Raw genomic sequence first — 15,601 nt, 5'->3', positions numbered from 1 at the left:
GTTGATATTGCTGAGTATCGACATATAGCGGGTGCATGTGATGGGAAACAAACTCTCCGGCAGCACCATTTCTCCCAACAAACCTTCAAGTACTGCAGAACCGAATTTTACCAATTCGATTTGCCAATATCTTCGTTCCGTGCAGACTGAGTTTTGATGTTCGCAACTTCGGGAGTGGGTTATGGCGTTCAATGCAATGGTGGTGCGTAAAAGTGATGAGGGTAAAACCTCAGCGCAAGTTGAACAACTCGAACTCGACCAGCTGCCCGATGGCGATGTGACCGTTGCTGTTGAATATTCTACATTGAATTACAAAGATGGTCTTTGCCTTGGGCCCGGCGGCGGTTTGGTCCGAACTTATCCCCATGTCCCCGGTATCGATTTTGCAGGCACAGTCGAAACATCTAACGATCCGCGTTACGCACCCGGCGACAAAGTCGTGTTGACGGGTTGGAATGTTGGCGAAAGCTGGTGGGGCGGATATGCACAAATTGCTCGGGTGAAAGCCGACTGGTTGGTGCCATTGCCCGAAAGGTTGAGCACACGAGATGCAATGGCCGTGGGCACCGCGGGTTTCACCGCAATGTTGGCGACCATGGCACTGGAAGATCATGGGCTTAAGCCTGGTAACGGCCCAGTGCTTGTAACGGGGGCTGCTGGCGGTGTCGGTTCGGTCGCGACGGCCATTTTGTCAAATCTCGGTTATGAGGTCGCTGGAGTTACGGGCAGGCCAGAGACCGCCGACTATTTGACGGCCTTGGGTGCCACCACCATCGTGCCCCGCACAGATCTGAATGAAACGATCAAGCGGCCACTGGAAAGTGAAACCTGGGCAGGGTGCATCGATGCTGTGGGTGGCGAGATGCTGGCGCGTTTGTTAGGGCAAATGCAATATGGTGCGTCGGTCGCAGCCGTTGGTCTCGCCGGTGGCGCGGCGTTGCACGCGACGGTTATCCCGTTTTTGCTGCGGGGCGTAAATCTGCTCGGCATTGATTCTGTACGTCGACCATATGATGACCGCGTGCGCGCATGGAAACGGGTCGCCACCGATCTGCCCATGGACAAACTCAATGCGATGATTGAACCAGCAGCGCTGGCAGATTTACCAGCCTTGGGACAGGCTATTTTGGCCGGCGAGATAAGGGGGCGCGTCGTTGTCGACGTGAATGCGTAACGGTCATGAGATCATATCGCGAAATCCACGAAATCGCCGTCGAACGTCACGGCGAAAGTGGCGTGAATGCAAGACTTTCCCAAGTCGCGGAGCCAATTGACTGGACGGATGAGGCAAAATGGTTGGAAGAGATGGCGCGTTGCACCTTTCAAGCTGGGTTCAGTTGGAAAGTGATTGAGAATAAGTGGCCAGGATTTAAACCCGCATTCGACCAGTTCGAACCTTTGCAGGTCGCCAATTATTTTGATGAAGATCTCGATCGATTGCTGGCGGACAAATCAATTGTACGCAACCTGCAAAAGATCAGGGCAGTCATAGAAAATGCGCAATTCCTCAACCGATTAACAGCAGAACACGGCTCTGCGGCCAAGTATCTTTTCGAATGGCCTTCTCATGATTTGTCATCGCTGCTGATTTTATTGTCCAAACAAGGTTCACGCCTAGGCGGAAATACAGGCCAACGCCTGCTGCGTAACATGGGAAAACAAAGTTTTGTTTTGTCCAGGGACGTGGTGAAGAGACTGGTCATCGAGGGCGTCGTCGAAAAAACACCAACATCCGCGAAAGGCTTGAACTTGGCCCAAACAGCGTTCAACCATTGGGCTGAAGAATCGGGCGAAGGTTTGAGCAACATCAGTAAAGTCCTGGCCCTCAGCGTTGACTAGACCCTGAAATACTCCGCTAACGGCTTATCAGCCTGTTTATGTGTCTTGAACACCGGGCGTCCGTCCGGTCCCCGAAAGGCGGTCGCATCGCCCGGACTATCGCAGTTTACAAGCCCGGTTCCTTGGCTCAAAACCGTATTCGCGCCGATATTGCTGCGTCCAATAATGGCTGAATTTGGATACATGATCACCCCATCCCCAATCGTGGGGGCAATTCCATGATTTTTGCCCACGGTAGAATTTTGATAAAGCACTAAATAATTGCCATAAGTAGCTTTGGCCAAAACAATGCCCACAGAATGCCCAATGAAAAACACAGGCGGCATGTCAATCTCATAAAAAAGGTCGATGCCATTCATTGCTTTGTTGAGCAAGAACAGTCGGGTTGGCCATTCGCGCTCGCCAGTTTGCTGCCAAATCTCGTTGGAAAGTATATAGAGAAAGGTGCAATATTGCGTAGAGTGCAAGTGATCAAATTGCCCCGGTGTCCACATTTTCACTTTTGAAATAATGTGATGAAGCCGCGCTAGAGCGGCAGGCAGGTGTGGCTCGATGACCATCTTCGCATCATCAACATTTGTGTCCGGCAGCAGATTGGCCAATTGGTCTGTTACATAGTTGACGAGCTGGCCATTATTCATACCGATTGGCCCAACACGGCGCTGAGATCAGACATTACATTGCGGCACAGGTCAGGTCCCAGCCGCTCACGAGCGATTTCAGGGATGACTTCATGTTGTAGACCATTGTTTTCGACATATGCCCCTTGATATGGCGGAAACCAAAATGCCCGCGCATATCGGTCCGCGGTTTCCTTATCTGCGTCGTTTGGAATGCACTTCAATGGCAAAAATTGCTCGAGCGAATGGTAACGGATCTCATGTGCAGGTTGCGGCGTTGAAGGGAGAGAAGTGCCCGCTTCAACGAGTTCGACAATCTCAGCAAAAAGTCGCAACATTTCGGCCTGCGCGAGTGCTTCTAGATCGAACCCCGTTAACGCGTTTGGCTCGATCGGGAAACGGCGTACTTTCACGAGCGGTCCATCATCAAAACCCTCGCCCAAATGGTGACATGTGCATCCAAACTCGTTTTTTTGCTCCAGAATTGCCAAGTTGTAGGTGCCCCAGCCGCCATATTCAGGCAATGGTGCCGCATGAAAATTAATGGCGGCATTGGTCGCCCGGCTGGCTATATGTGGCTTCACCAAATGTCGAAACATATAGGAAACAACCAAATCAACGTCACCTGTCTCAGGCATTTCGGCTTGTTTGTAGATTGGTAGTTTTAACTCTTGCGCCGCCTCGCGCAGATTTGGCCCTGGGTACCAAGGGTGAGAAACTGTTCCCGAAATGCAAACTGCTTTGACTTCCCAGCCTCGGCTTACAATATGTTTTAGGGCGACAACAGAAGCGGGTTTTGAGCCCATAAATATGATGCTCGGCTTATTCATTTTCTATTTCTCATTGGTGAAAAAATCAGCAATCGCATCGCAAACCCGATCGACCGTTCCCATTTCCATCATGGAATGCAATGGCAATGACAGCACTTCGTCACCAACCTGGTCAGTCACACTCAGGTCGCCCTTGCGGCAGTCTTTCCAAAGGCTGAACCAATGGCCGGGTTGCCAATGGATACCTGTGTCTATGCCGCGCTCTTTTAGATAATCGCGCAGCTGGTCACGATCATCCTTTTGCACGCGGATATAGTAGAGGAACGGGTTCACATCCTCAAAACTGGCTTTGGGCGTGCGCACATTTGGAACGACATCTAAGCGTTCCGAATAGTGTTTGGAAGCATTTTGTCGACTTTTGCGAATGTCATCAAGTTTGTCGATCTGCGCAACCCCGATCGCTGCATGCAAATTCAGCAAATGATAGCGGAAGCCAACCCGTTCGACGTCAAATGTCCAAGCGCGTTTGTTTTGATACATCACCTCTGAAGGTTGTTGCATGCCAAGCAAGCGAAGCTCGCGCACATATTTCAGTTCTTCCTCCGTGCGCACCACAATGCCGCCGCCGTCCAAACAAGTAATGGTTTTCACTGGGTCGAAGCTGAACACGCAAATGTCGGAATATGAGCCAACCATTTTCCCCTTCCACGATGAACCAAACGAATGGCAGGCATCGTGGATCACACGTAAATCGTGTTTGTTGGCAAATGATTCAACCTTGTTGTAGTCCGAGATAATGCAATCATAATCCATGATGATCATGGCTTTCGTTCGGTCAGATACAAGCGCTTCTGCCTTCGCGATGTCGAGCTCCAATGTGTCGTCATCGCAATCACAAAATACAATGTCTGCGCCAACCCAACTAATAGCCTGGTAGTCGGCGGAACAGTTGAAAGCTGAAACAATCACTTCATCGCCTGGGCCAACACCAGCGACAAGTAACGCGATATGCAACGCGGCCGTACCAGTGCTGACGGCCGCAATGTGCCGGTCCGGCGCATCAATCACTTTGGCCATCCGCGCTTCAAATTCCGCCACATAGGAGCCCATGCCGAGCCATCCCATTTCCAAAGATTGCGTTGCCGCTGCTATTTCTTCAGCGCCAATAAGCGGTTTAAAAACGGGAATATCTACCATGGGATAAAACCCTCCAAAAGGCGTTGATTCGCCTCTAAGTGTATCGCCAAGTTGGCGGTTACACCAATTGGATTTCAGGTATCACAGTGATGAATTGGGTGCCGTTTGCCCTCATTTGCTTGTTCTGTTGAACAATTTCACTGGCAATGTTCCAAGGGAATATGACGACAATGTCCGGTGATCGAGCAGTGAGTTCTTCCGGCGCACAAATCGGGATGTGGCTGCCGGGTAAAAACTTGCCCTGCTTGGAGGGTGCTCCATCTGCGACAATTCCAACTAAATCAGGTTTGATCCCTGCAAAATTTAACAGCGTATTGCCCTTTGCCGCAGCACCGTATGCGGCAACGAATTTGCCCTTCGCTTTTGCATCTATAAGAAATCCTAGGAATTCGTCCTTGATTTTTTCCACTTCCAATTGGAATTCCAAATAGGCGCTTTTATCAAACAACCCAAATTCGATTTCTTCCGCCAAAACATCCGCAACGTTTCTTGCAACCGGTTGTTGTCCAATATGACCGGCGAATACACGCAGACTGCCGCCATGCGTGACCAATTTTTCCACATCGAAAACTTCAAGGCCAGCAGAGCTCAAAATGCGCTTGACGACTCTCAAAGATAAATAGCTAAAATGTTCGTGGTAGATTGTATCAAACTGTTTCTCAGCGATGAGATTGAGCAGATGCGGGAACTCTAAACTGACCACACCATTTGGTTTAAGTGCGGTTTTGATACCCGCGCAAAAGTCATTAATGTCTGGGACGTGGGCAAGTACGTTATTGCCAATAATCAGGTCGGCCGCTTTACCTGCATCCACCAGCGTTTCTGCTAACTTTTGGCCAAAGAATGCGCGACATTGCTCAATGCCCAATTGCTCTGCTGCTTCGGCTGTGCTTACTGTGGGTTCGACACCCAGGCACGGTATTTGAGCGTCCACAAAATTTTTGAGCAAATAACCATCATTGGAGGCAATTTCGATGACATGGCTCGTCTGGTTTAGTTCAAACCGTTCGATTGCCATTTCCACAAATTTGCTGGCGTGGGCGAGCCAACTTTTTGATGTCGAAGAAAAGTAAGCATAGTTAGCGTCAAACAGTTCATCCGCCCTAGCAAAGTCCTTTGTTTGCACCAACCAGCATTGTTCGCACACCAGCACTTTGAGGGGAAATGTCAGCTCAGGCTGTTCAAGTTGTTCGGACGTCAAATAGGCATTGCTAGGTGGTGCAAATCCTAAATCAACGAATTCCAAATTCACTTCTGCCTTGCAATGGCGACACTTCATACCACAATGCCTCCGGCCATTGCTCTAAGTGCTGGTAGACCAACATCTCGATCAGACACGTCGGTCACCGGCAGCGGCCAATCAATAGCAATTTCTGGATCGTCCCATTTTATGCCACCTTCGGCATTTGGTGCATAGTTTTCCGAGTGAAAATAGATCATCGTCGCATTCGGCTGAAGAACTTGGAAACCATGTGCAAACCCCTTGGGGATAAGCAAGCTGAGCTGGTTCGCATCACTGAGCTTGACGCCAAACCATAGTCCAAATGATGATGAACCGGCCCGTAAATCGACGGCCACATCAAAGACAGCACCCGTGACGCACGTGACCAATTTGTTTTCGGCGTGGGGTGATTTTTGATAATGAAGTCCGCGCACAGCGCCGGGTGTTTTAGTGATTGAAACATTGCTTTGGGCAATCGGGCTAACCCAACCGTGCTCACTCAATTGTGTGGCACAAAAAAGCCGCGAGAGTGCGCCGCGATGGTCCCCAACTTGTGATCTCTTTAGAAGTCTCAACCCGTCCATGGGCTGTTCAATGCACTCAAACTTCATTCTGCAGCCTCGAACGCTTCGATGTCCGCATAACAAAGGGTACGTGCATCCGCGCCTTCAAAAAACGCACGATACCAATACATAGATTTGTCGACGGCGTTGGCAATTGACCAGCGTGGGTAAATGTTAAACGCGTCTTTTGCTTTGGAATTGTCCAACGACAGCAATTCAGCTTCGTGTGGCCCTTCAACTTCGTTGGCGAAATTAATCTCACCCTTGCCAAACGCAGTCTTAGCACGTTCGATAACTGTTCGAACGGTGTAGTTGTCATCAGCGTCGGGCCCCAAGTTAAATGCAGAGGAACGTTGGGGATTGTCCCAAATCGCTTCTGCCAATTTGACATAACCTAGCAAAGGTTCCAGCACATGTTGCCATGGCCGCACAGAGTCTGGTCGACGAATGTGTAATGGACTGTTGTTTTGCCAAGCTTTTATAGCATCGGGCAAAAGCCGCTCTTCAGACCAGTCTCCGCCGCCAATCGCATTGCCGGCGCGTGCAGCTGCAAGCCCTACGCCCTTTTCTGCCATGTAGGACTTTTGATAAGTCTCAACCACCATTTCGCTGGCGGCTTTGCTGGCACTATAGGGGTCATGTCCACCGAGCGGGTCACATTCCAAATAGGCACGGCCATTTTCATCGTTGCGATAAACTTTGTCTGTGGTGGCCACAACGCATGCTTGAACGCTCGTGGTACGACGTATTGCATCGAGAACATGGGCAGTCCCCATTACATTTGTCGAAAATGTTGCAAGTGGATCGTTGTAGCTTGGGCGGACTAGAGCCTGAGCGGCAAGATGAAAGATAATCTCAGGTTTGAAGTTGGCTATTGAAATGGCTGTTTTTTCAGCGTCGCGTATATCGCAAATGGTGTGTGCAACATCGCCTTTTATGTTGGCAGCTTCAAACAGATTAGGTTGCGTGGATGGCACGAGACTTAAGCCACCGACCTTTGCGCCAAGTTGATCTAGCCATAGCGAAAGCCATGCGCCTTTGAATCCCGTGTGCCCAGTGATCAAAATGCGTTTTCCAGACCAAAAAGCGCGATTTGGATTTCGAGTCTCCATGGCTAGTCCCAAATTCTCCACGGAGCTCTATCTTCTCGCCAAAGTTTTTCAAGTTGGTTCTTTTCCCTCAATGTGTCCATTGGCTGCCAAAAACCGTTGTGGTGATACGAGTAAAGTTCACCATCATCTGCAAGCTTGCTGAGGGGATATTCTTCCCAAGAAGTCATGTCGCTGCCGATGAGGTCAATGCAATTTGGTGAAAGCACGAAATACCCGCCATTGATCAATCCGCCATCACCGCGCGGTTTTTCATTGAAGCCGACAACTTTATCGCCGTCGCGCAACAATGCGCCGAAACGACCAGGAGGTGAAACCGCGGTCAAAGTCGCCAATTTGCCATGTGTACGATGAAAGTCTACCAACTCAGTAATATCCACATCCGCCAATCCATCACCATAGGTGAAGCAAAACGAATCTTCATTTTTGACGTGTTCATAGACACGTTTCAATCGCCCGCCAGTCAACGTATCCAGCCCGGTGTCAACGAGTGTAACGCGCCATGGCTCGGCGTGACGTTCATGAACATGCATCTTATTGTTTGCAATATCAAAGGTGACGTCAGATTTATGCAGGAAGTAGTTGGCGAAATACTCTTTGATCAAATAGCCTTTATACCCGCAACAAACGATAAAATCGTTGATGCCATGGGCCGAGTAGATCTTCATAATATGCCATAATAATGGCATGCCGCCGATCTCAATCATTGGCTTTGGACGTAAGTGTGTTTCCTCCGAAATACGCGTACCAAGGCCCCCGGCAAGGATGACAGCCTTCATTGTGTTTCGCACCATTTTCGCCACATAGCGCGATACGCGTCTTCAACCCGGTTCACAAATGTCTTTTCATCCATCAATGGGCCTTGTTGCATTTTTTTACGCATGTTTACTCGCGTTTCGGCAAGCGCAGGAATGTCACTGGCGAGTTTTACCGCGATATCAACATACTCATCTTCTGAGCGCGCGACCCATTCACCAAAGCCACCGCCGCGCAAGATCGCACCGCCCAACGTGCCCACACTGGCTCTGTTGTAGAGCGTGACATAGGGGTTGCCCATGTAAAGATGTTCGAACAAAGTTGTGCCCGAATTGTGCGGAAAACAATCAAGCGCAATGTCAATCTCGCGTAAAACGTCCCAAGGCGGACTATTGAAACCAAGGATAAGTCGGTCAGCCTCGATTCCGTGTTTCTCAAACTTTTCAATCAGTTTCGTGCACATGGTCTTGTTGCCAAAGTTTCTACTGTCGGCTCGCAATTTCGATCCCGGCACTGCTTTTAATATTCTCGCCCAGGTTGCGATTGTAGGCTCGTTCAGTCGCACAGAACGCGAAAGCGTACAAAAGGTGACGTAACCGTTTTCAAGTGCGGGGAGGGGTGAAACATCACCCATCTTTTCACTGTTCGGTCGATAAACAACTGAAGGGCCATCCAATCGCCAGACCTCACGTTCACCGAACAAATGATCTTGCCCTTCTGGGGTTACGTTGTGATCACCTAGATAATAATCAATTGATGGCATGCCGGTCGTATAACCAAAATCTAGCCAGTGAAGCGAAATTGGTGCTGGTTTGCGGGCGAACGATAGTAATCGGCTCCCTTTGGCATGGCCAGCGATGTCCACCAAAATGTCAATCTGATCTTCATTTATTCGTTTTGCGAGTTGGTCGTCGCTCATGCCCGTGGTCTGCAAAAAATGGTCGGAATTTCGCATATACTGTCGAGTAAATGCATCTTCCTTCGCGGCATCAGAATAGGCGAAAACTTCAAAATCGTCGTGCGTACAATTGTCGAAAAGCGGCATTAGATGGAACGATACCGCATGATTGTAGAATGTTGGGGCAACATACCCTACGCGTATTCTTCGATTTGGATCAACAACATTTGGGTGTGACAGTTGCCCCTTTGCCAACGGCTCAGCGTATTTTTTGTTGAACGCCTTGTAATGTTCAAATATTTCCTCACCAGTTTTGACCGGGTCGTAATTCATGGTGAATAGCATCGAGGAATTCGCTGTCTTATATGATGGGTCATAGTGCAGCGCTTTGAGAAACATGTCGTGTGCTTCATCAAAATGGCCCAGTTCTTGATTCAAGACACCCAAATTATTGTATGCCTCTGCGAAGTCTTCCTTCAACTCAATTGCACGCGTCATCGAGGTGTTCGCTAAATCCAGTTCGCCAGCCTGCAGATAAGCATGCCCAAGATTGTTGTGCATTGACGATGAATTTGGCGCCAATTCGGCGGCGCGCTCATAACTCTTGATTGCGAGTTGTGTTTGACCCAATGATATCATCGCATTTCCATGGTCATTGTAGGCGTGAGCATAGTCAGGATGGATCGTGAACGCGCCCTCAAAACATGCCGCCGCATCTACATTCCGACCAACTTTGGCAAATGCGAGCCCAAGATTGTAGTAATTTACGGCAGATTGAGGTGCCAACTCTGCGGCTTTTTGCAATGGTTCGATGGCGTCGTGAATGTGGCCCATCGCAGATAACACAAACCCATAATTGGCATGTGCTTCGGCAAAATCTGGCTTTTTTTGGATGATATCTTCGTAGAGTTCTCTCGCACGCTCCAAATTGTTTGAAAATTGATTGGAGCGAGCAAGATTGTATTTCACAACAATGATGCTGGGGTCGAATTTGAGAGCCCGCTCATAAGCAGAAATTGCTTTTTCTCGTTCCCCCAGCGCGTCATAAATGTTGCCCAAACTGTTGTAGGCATCTGTCGAGTTTGGTTCGAGCTGGATGGCGTTTTCTATTGCGCTTAGGGCATCTTGATATTTGCCCATTTCCTTATATGCAATTCCAAGACTATTGAACCCAGCCACGAAGTTTGGATCAACGTTGATAGCTGTCATATGCGCCGCAACCGCGGCTTCGTAATTCTCAAGCCCTTTATATGCCAGTCCCACCAAATTATGAAAATTTGGATTGGATGGCTTAAGCTCCGCAGCTTTCAAAAGTAATGGCAATGCCTGTTCGTTTTGACCTAGCTGATGCGCCAGTGTGCCCAGCAAATGGTTCGCCTCAGGATGATTGGGCTGAAGATCCAAAATCTTTCGATATAGGCGCTCGGCTCCTGGTAGATCGCCAGATTGGTGAAGCTGGATGCCGGTTTGCAGGATTTGATCAATGCTGCCGCCACTTCCACCAGAACTCTTTTGGCCCATCTTTTTCTGTTGTCGCCTGAGCGCTCTATTCATGCTCATTTCCAAATTTAAAAAAGAATCATTATTGATAGTGACACGGTAGCACTGGCCACACCAAATAGTATGCGGGGGAAGGCGACTTTCGCACATATGACTTGTTGGCCGACGTGGTTGGTCAAATCAATCTGTTGAATTAACCTTTGACAATCATTGTTGAAATACTAGCTTCTATCAATCGAGTCGGGGAACTTTAGTCATTATGGCAACACCACCTATATTGATATTGGGAAATGTGAATCCAGAATTGGTCATGGGCAAGTTGACCGAATGGCCAGAGTTTGAAAGTGAAACAATTGTGCCGATGTCCAATTTTCGAGCTGGTGGCGCTGCTGGAAATACGGCGATGGCCATGGCCGGGTTGGGCGTCGAACACCGCTTGATCGCGGCAATTGGTGATGATGTTTTAGGCGGTTGGCTTAAAAATGAATTTCAACCAAGCACGTCCAGTTGGACTGTTGTGCCAGAAAAAACCTCCATATCGGTCACTGTATCCCATGAAGAGGGCAGGGTATTCTTAACTTCGAAAGGGCATTTGTCTTCCGTCGCGGTGGACACAATGTTGGATGCCATCCCGCCAGCCACGTCTCGTTCATCTTTTGCGTTGGTCACCGGAACCAACTTAATGCCCACCGTTACCGCAGGGATGTCGCAGCTCTTGAAGATGCTTTCCACAATGGGCTGGACCACAGTATTGGACCACGGACGTCCCCCTGAAGGGTGGAACGAGGATACGATTTCTGTTTACCGTTCTTGGGTTAGCAAGGCGAGTGTGGTGATAATTTATGAGTCAGATATTTGCGCGGTTATGCAGCTCGAAAATGTCGACGATGCAGAAAAAGCGCTGGTAAGTACCTTAGAAGACCACCAAATTCTTGTTGTCCTACATGGACTTACTCGGGTGAATGCGTTCTACAGCAACAAGAAAGTATCCGCGACCTGCGCGGAAATTCAGTCTGACGACACAATTGGATTTGGCGATATTTTTAATGCGGGCTTCCTCAACTCATTCATGATGGGTGAAGGTTTGCAAACGGCAATTGAATCAGGTCTCGTTGTTGCTTCGATTGCAGTGGAAACATCCCCTCGGCTCTACGGTGTCTTCGTCGACTGACACAGCAATACTTGCCTCAGATTCTCTTTATTTGCCGACCGTCGCCGGCCAAAAGTTCGATTTGGTACCTTCAAATCGGTATAAAACTCTCAATTCTTACTCGATATTTTTCACTTTAAATTCAATGGGTTGAGGCGAGATACATTCGAAATCGAGAATAACTTTTGTTCTTCAGGTAACTTTTTGGTTGCAAAATGGTATCTTATTGGTTCTATTTATAGCTGAGGGAGGCCTGTCTTATGCAGCAGAATGCGCTAAGCGGTGAAAATAATTGGGAGCGATTTGATTTGATGTCCGCCATTTTGCCAATGGTCGACAGCAGCGCCCCCGCAATGACTCCATTCTACAAAAAACTGCATATCGCTTTGAAGAACGCCATTGATAATGGTGTACTCAGTGATGGCGATGAATTGCCTTCAGAAAAACAATTGTCCAACGCGTTTGGCATGTCGATAAATTCAGTTCGCCGTGCGTTAAAATTGTTGTCTGGCGAAGGGCTAATCGCGAAGCGATCAGATGATACAATATGCGTAAATGGGCGCGTAGCCGCTACTTTGTCCAAATCTAGCGGTTTTACAAAGGACAATGCGCAGAACGGTCGCGAAACCCATTTTGATTTGCTGGACTGCGCGGTCGGTGAGCCAACAGCCAACGAAATCGATATGTTAGAGTTGGCCCCTGGTGAGTTGGTTTCTCGCGTCCACCGTGTACGCTACAAGTCAGGCAAAGCGGTTTGTGTTGAGCTCGCCTGCCTATCCGCGGATGTGCTTGAAGGCATGCCTGAATTTTCTGGGTCGCTTTATGCCTATTTGGAAGAGCAAGGCTTGATGCCGGTTCGTGGTGTGCAGCGCGTGCGCGCACAGCTTATGCCAAAGTCGGTCGCCAAGCATTTAGCTGTTAAGCCTGGGTCCGCCTGCTTTTTTGTTGAGAAGCAGAGCTTCTTGTCGTCGGGCGAACCAATTGAATATGTGCAAACCCATTATCTGGGCGATGCCTATGACTTTATCGTTGATCTAAAGGTAGGGGCTTAATGGCTGACGTCCACAACCCAGTTGTTCTTAATGATGCGCCCACTACTGGCGCTACATTGCTGCGCAACACAACCGTTTTTGATGGGCAAGACTTTGTTGAAGGTCGCGCTGTCTTGGTTGAAGACGGTAAGGTTGTTTCTGTCAATGCAGACAATGGTCAGTCCCACGGCGCGCAGTTGGTGGAAGATCTAAAGGGACAATTGTTAGTACCTGGCTTTGTCGACGTGCAAGTGAATGGCGGCGGTGGCGTCATGTTCAATGACGAACAATCGCTTGAAGCTTTGACGGCAATTGTTGGCGGGCACCGAAAGTTTGGTACAACAACGCTTTTACCCACTTTCATCACGGATAGTTTTGAGCGCATGCAAGCTGCGGCTCGAACAATCAAGACCGCCATGGCAACCGAACTGCCAGGCGTGCGAGGCGCTCATTTTGAAGGCCCATATTTTTCCTTGGCCCGACGTGGTGTTCATGCTGAGCACTATATACGTCCCTTGGATGATGGGGCGTTCGACCTGTTCACCCAGAGCGGACTTGGCGCTGTTATTGTTACATTGGCACCTGAAGAGGTGCCGCTAGAATTTGTTTCTTCACTAAGTAAAGCTGGAATTCGAGTTTGCGCTGGCCACACGAGTGCGACTTATGATCAAGCAATCGCTGGCTTCGATGCAGGTATTTCTGGTGTTACCCACCTTTACAATGCCATGGGGCCCATGGAAAATCGCGAGCCAGGAATGGTTGGCGCGGCATATGATCGACCAGAAGTCTATTGCGGTCTAATCGTTGATGGACACCATTTGCATCACGCGACGGCCAGAACTGTCACACGTTGCAAGTCGACAAGCCACGTCATGTTGGTTACCGACGCCATGGCCACTGTCGGATCAGACAAAAAGAGTTTCAATCTTTATGGAACGGAAATTTTTGCTGAAAATGGCCGCCTTGCAACAGCCGAAGGTCGGCTTGCAGGCTCAGATCTAAATATGATGGACGCCGTGCGGCTAACCCGTGATGAGCTGGGGATCGAGTTTGGCGAAGCGTTGCGTATGGCTTCACTTTATCCCGCAACCTTTATGGGGCTTGAAAACCAGATTGGCCGCATCGCGGTTGGATTTGATGCAGATTTCGCGTTGATTGATAGCAGCAACGACAAAGTCGTTCGTACGTGGATTAAAGGCGAGGGGGCTGATAGCTAATGCCTTATTGCTTTGACATTGGTGGCACAAACATTCGTTTCGGCATGCCGATGCGCGATGGTGACGTGCCGGTCATTGCATCTGTTGCCACACCCACGAACTCTCTTGCTGAGTTTGTCGACACCATCGCAAACCTGATCGACAAGCACGGCGAAGATCGCCACAAGACCATTGCCATTTCGTTGACCGGTGTTGTTCATCCTCAAACCAACAAAGTTCGAGTTGCAAATATCGCTGCGATTGACGGTATGGATATTGCGGCCGAATTGACCAAGAAAACAGGCTTGCCCGCAATTGTTGCAAATGATGCCGATTGCCTAGCGCTGGCAGAAGCCAAAGTCGGCGTGGGAAGAGGCGCACGCAATCTTTTCGCGCTGGTTCTGGGCACAGGCGTTGGTGGTGGTATTGTCGTTGACGGTCAGATCGTATCTGGCAGCAACGGTGCCACTGGCGAGCTTGGGCATGGGCCTGCGGTTGACCCAACAGCAGCGGGTAAAGTTGCCAGCATGGGTCACTTTAAGTGCGGATGCGGACAAATTGGTTGCCTTGATACTGTAGGCGGCGCGCGTGGGCTCGAAAGAATTCACACCAAACTTTCAGGCGAAAAATGCACGAGCGAACAGATCGTTCAAGCCGCTTCTGCTGGAAACGAAGTTGCTGTTAAAACAGTAGACGTCTGGTCAGAGATCTTGGCAGGCCCCGTTGCGATGCTGATCAACTTTTTAGGCCCGGAAATCGTGCCGGTCGGCGGTGGGCTCGCCAATGCTGTTGAACTCATCAAATTGCTGGATGAAAAAGTCCGTGCTCGGGTTCTGTTCCCGCAAAAACAACCGCTCGTTGTGCCCGCAAAGTTCGCCAAAAATGCCGGCTTGGTAGGCGCGTCTCATCTGGTGGCACCACAAATTCAGGGGGTGGCGTAATGGGCGCAATAACCCTTGAAGTATGTGTTGATAGCCTTGTTTCGCTCAAAGCGGCAAAAGATGGTGGCGCGGATCGGGTTGAACTCTGTGCAGCACTTAGCGAAGGTGGTCTAACCCCAAGCGCTGGGTTTATGCGGGCTGCGAAAGACCTTGGAATTTCGACCCATGCAATGATCCGTCCACGGGGTGGGGACTTCCGCTATTCGGCTGAAGAGCTGCGGATTATGTGTAGCGACATCGAGACGGCAGCACAAATTGGCCTAGATGGGGTCGTTGTTGGTGCGTCACTCGAAAATGACGAACTGGATCTGATGGCCTTAAAAAAGCTGCGTCTTGCAGCTGGGCAAATGGAATGTACGCTTCATCGAGCAATCGATCTCACGCCAAATCCTGCCGCTTCTGTGGAGCGCGTGATTGGCCTGGATTTCACGCGAATATTGACATCTGGCGGCAAGAAATCGGCTACTGGGGGCCTTAATACCATTGCCGAAATGGTCAATGTCGCGGCCGGCCGTATCCAGATTATGCCCGGCGCTGGGATTAACGCAGAGAATGCGATCGACATTCTAGACATCACAAATGCAGGTGCCCTACACGCGTCGTGCTCCAATTGGAGTAGCCCCGCTTCAGACCTAGCAATAGCGATGGGATTTGTGCATCAAGATGGTACCCGTCAAACGGATACAAAAACGGTGAAAATGCTGCGGGAAATTGTTGATTCTTATGTGCAAGGGGCAGCTCATGAGTAAACATATCGCAATGCAAATTGTTCAGCTATTTGCCAATTCACCTGCCTATTTGCTTAAAAA

General features: G+C 49.5%; 15 protein-coding genes. 7 read left to right on the top strand and 8 right to left on the bottom strand.

Annotation, left to right across the window (positions count from 1 at the left end):
* Positions 1–181: 181 nt before the first annotated feature.
* Positions 182–1,174 (top strand): MDR family oxidoreductase, encoded by a 993-nt coding sequence (locus AC2D8L_RS09095; protein ID WP_484685126.1) that lies wholly within the window; start codon positions 182–184, stop codon positions 1,172–1,174.
* Positions 1,175–1,179: 5 nt separating this feature from the next.
* Positions 1,180–1,839, top strand: coding sequence for a DNA-3-methyladenine glycosylase I (locus AC2D8L_RS09090; RefSeq protein ID WP_484685125.1), 660 nt, complete (start codon positions 1,180–1,182; stop codon positions 1,837–1,839).
* Here the strand turns inward: AC2D8L_RS09090 and AC2D8L_RS09085 are convergent.
* Genes AC2D8L_RS09085 through AC2D8L_RS09050 form a run of 8 tightly spaced genes read right to left on the bottom strand, consistent with a single transcriptional unit; the run spans position 1,836 to position 10,528 of the window.
* Positions 1,836–2,480 (bottom strand): LbetaH domain-containing protein, encoded by a 645-nt coding sequence (locus AC2D8L_RS09085; protein ID WP_484685124.1) that lies wholly within the window; start codon positions 2,478–2,480, stop codon positions 1,836–1,838. The two genes, AC2D8L_RS09090 and AC2D8L_RS09085, sit on opposite strands and share 4 nt — an antisense overlap.
* Positions 2,477–3,289 (bottom strand): formyltransferase family protein, encoded by an 813-nt coding sequence (locus AC2D8L_RS09080; RefSeq protein WP_484685123.1) that lies wholly within the window; start codon positions 3,287–3,289, stop codon positions 2,477–2,479. The genes AC2D8L_RS09085 and AC2D8L_RS09080 overlap by 4 nt, the downstream gene beginning before the upstream one ends.
* A 3-nt stretch (positions 3,290–3,292) precedes the next feature.
* On the bottom strand, positions 3,293–4,426 hold the full coding sequence (locus AC2D8L_RS09075; protein ID WP_484685122.1) for a DegT/DnrJ/EryC1/StrS family aminotransferase: 1,134 nt from the start codon (positions 4,424–4,426) through the stop codon (positions 3,293–3,295).
* Positions 4,427–4,484: 58 nt separating this feature from the next.
* A complete protein-coding gene (locus AC2D8L_RS09070) occupies positions 4,485–5,705 on the bottom strand; it encodes a methyltransferase domain-containing protein (protein WP_484685121.1) in 1,221 nt (406 codons plus the stop codon).
* Positions 5,702–6,259 carry a dTDP-4-dehydrorhamnose 3,5-epimerase gene (gene rfbC / locus AC2D8L_RS09065; protein ID WP_484685120.1) on the bottom strand — a complete coding sequence of 186 codons (558 nt, stop codon included), beginning with the start codon at positions 6,257–6,259 and terminating at the stop codon, positions 5,702–5,704. The genes AC2D8L_RS09070 and rfbC overlap by 4 nt, the downstream gene beginning before the upstream one ends.
* The gene (gene rfbG, locus AC2D8L_RS09060; protein WP_484685119.1) at positions 6,256–7,323 is read right to left on the bottom strand and encodes a CDP-glucose 4,6-dehydratase; all 1,068 of its coding nucleotides are present in this window, start codon (positions 7,321–7,323) and stop codon (positions 6,256–6,258) included. The genes rfbC and rfbG overlap by 4 nt, the downstream gene beginning before the upstream one ends.
* Positions 7,324–7,325: 2 nt before the next feature.
* Positions 7,326–8,099, bottom strand: coding sequence for a glucose-1-phosphate cytidylyltransferase (gene rfbF / locus AC2D8L_RS09055; protein ID WP_484685118.1), 774 nt, complete (start codon positions 8,097–8,099; stop codon positions 7,326–7,328).
* The gene (locus AC2D8L_RS09050; protein ID WP_484685117.1) at positions 8,096–10,528 is read right to left on the bottom strand and encodes a tetratricopeptide repeat protein; all 2,433 of its coding nucleotides are present in this window, start codon (positions 10,526–10,528) and stop codon (positions 8,096–8,098) included. The genes rfbF and AC2D8L_RS09050 overlap by 4 nt, the downstream gene beginning before the upstream one ends.
* A 205-nt stretch (positions 10,529–10,733) precedes the next feature.
* Between AC2D8L_RS09050 and AC2D8L_RS09045 the strand changes: the two genes are divergently transcribed.
* The 5 genes from AC2D8L_RS09045 (at position 10,734) to AC2D8L_RS09025 (ending at position 15,541) form a co-directional block, all read left to right on the top strand.
* The gene (locus AC2D8L_RS09045) at positions 10,734–11,645 is read left to right on the top strand and encodes a carbohydrate kinase family protein (protein ID WP_484685116.1); all 912 of its coding nucleotides are present in this window, start codon (positions 10,734–10,736) and stop codon (positions 11,643–11,645) included.
* Positions 11,646–11,884: 239 nt separating this feature from the next.
* Positions 11,885–12,676 carry a GntR family transcriptional regulator gene (locus AC2D8L_RS09040; RefSeq protein WP_484685115.1) on the top strand — a complete coding sequence of 264 codons (792 nt, stop codon included), beginning with the start codon at positions 11,885–11,887 and terminating at the stop codon, positions 12,674–12,676.
* Complete coding sequence (gene nagA / locus AC2D8L_RS09035) at positions 12,676–13,872, top strand: N-acetylglucosamine-6-phosphate deacetylase (RefSeq protein ID WP_484685114.1); 1,197 nt, start codon at positions 12,676–12,678, stop codon at positions 13,870–13,872. Before AC2D8L_RS09040 ends, nagA begins: the two co-directional genes overlap by 1 nt.
* Positions 13,872–14,792, top strand: coding sequence for an ROK family protein (locus tag AC2D8L_RS09030; protein WP_484685113.1), 921 nt, complete (start codon positions 13,872–13,874; stop codon positions 14,790–14,792). The genes nagA and AC2D8L_RS09030 overlap by 1 nt, the downstream gene beginning before the upstream one ends.
* Positions 14,792–15,541 (top strand): copper homeostasis protein CutC, encoded by a 750-nt coding sequence (locus AC2D8L_RS09025; RefSeq protein WP_484685112.1) that lies wholly within the window; start codon positions 14,792–14,794, stop codon positions 15,539–15,541. Before AC2D8L_RS09030 ends, AC2D8L_RS09025 begins: the two co-directional genes overlap by 1 nt.
* The last annotated feature ends 60 nt before the right edge of the window (positions 15,542–15,601 follow it).

Source organism: Maritalea sp. YIW29 (assembly GCF_057219265.1).
Note: the sequence above shows the minus strand (reverse complement) of the source record. Positions and strands in the feature narration are given on the sequence as shown.

What these genes read in the sequence shown, in the direction of transcription:
- AC2D8L_RS09050 (WP_484685117.1), bottom strand. Translation starts at nt 10,528, where the DNA reads ATGAATAGAGCGCTCAGGCGACAACAGAAAAAGATGGGCCAAAAGAGT.
- AC2D8L_RS09070 (WP_484685121.1), bottom strand. Translation starts at nt 5,705, where the DNA reads ATGAAGTGTCGCCATTGCAAGGCAGAAGTGAATTTGGAATTCGTTGAT.
- AC2D8L_RS09075 (WP_484685122.1), bottom strand. Translation starts at nt 4,426, where the DNA reads ATGGTAGATATTCCCGTTTTTAAACCGCTTATTGGCGCTGAAGAAATA.
- AC2D8L_RS09080 (WP_484685123.1), bottom strand. Translation starts at nt 3,289, where the DNA reads ATGAATAAGCCGAGCATCATATTTATGGGCTCAAAACCCGCTTCTGTT.
- AC2D8L_RS09025 (WP_484685112.1), top strand. Translation starts at nt 14,792, where the DNA reads ATGGGCGCAATAACCCTTGAAGTATGTGTTGATAGCCTTGTTTCGCTC.
- AC2D8L_RS09090 (WP_484685125.1), top strand. Translation starts at nt 1,180, where the DNA reads ATGAGATCATATCGCGAAATCCACGAAATCGCCGTCGAACGTCACGGC.
- rfbG (WP_484685119.1), bottom strand. Translation starts at nt 7,323, where the DNA reads ATGGAGACTCGAAATCCAAATCGCGCTTTTTGGTCTGGAAAACGCATT.
- AC2D8L_RS09045 (WP_484685116.1), top strand. Translation starts at nt 10,734, where the DNA reads ATGGCAACACCACCTATATTGATATTGGGAAATGTGAATCCAGAATTG.
- AC2D8L_RS09030 (WP_484685113.1), top strand. Translation starts at nt 13,872, where the DNA reads ATGCCTTATTGCTTTGACATTGGTGGCACAAACATTCGTTTCGGCATG.
- AC2D8L_RS09085 (WP_484685124.1), bottom strand. Translation starts at nt 2,480, where the DNA reads ATGAATAATGGCCAGCTCGTCAACTATGTAACAGACCAATTGGCCAAT.
- AC2D8L_RS09040 (WP_484685115.1), top strand. Translation starts at nt 11,885, where the DNA reads ATGCAGCAGAATGCGCTAAGCGGTGAAAATAATTGGGAGCGATTTGAT.
- rfbF (WP_484685118.1), bottom strand. Translation starts at nt 8,099, where the DNA reads ATGAAGGCTGTCATCCTTGCCGGGGGCCTTGGTACGCGTATTTCGGAG.
- rfbC (WP_484685120.1), bottom strand. Translation starts at nt 6,259, where the DNA reads ATGAAGTTTGAGTGCATTGAACAGCCCATGGACGGGTTGAGACTTCTA.
- nagA (WP_484685114.1), top strand. Translation starts at nt 12,676, where the DNA reads ATGGCTGACGTCCACAACCCAGTTGTTCTTAATGATGCGCCCACTACT.
- AC2D8L_RS09095 (WP_484685126.1), top strand. Translation starts at nt 182, where the DNA reads ATGGCGTTCAATGCAATGGTGGTGCGTAAAAGTGATGAGGGTAAAACC.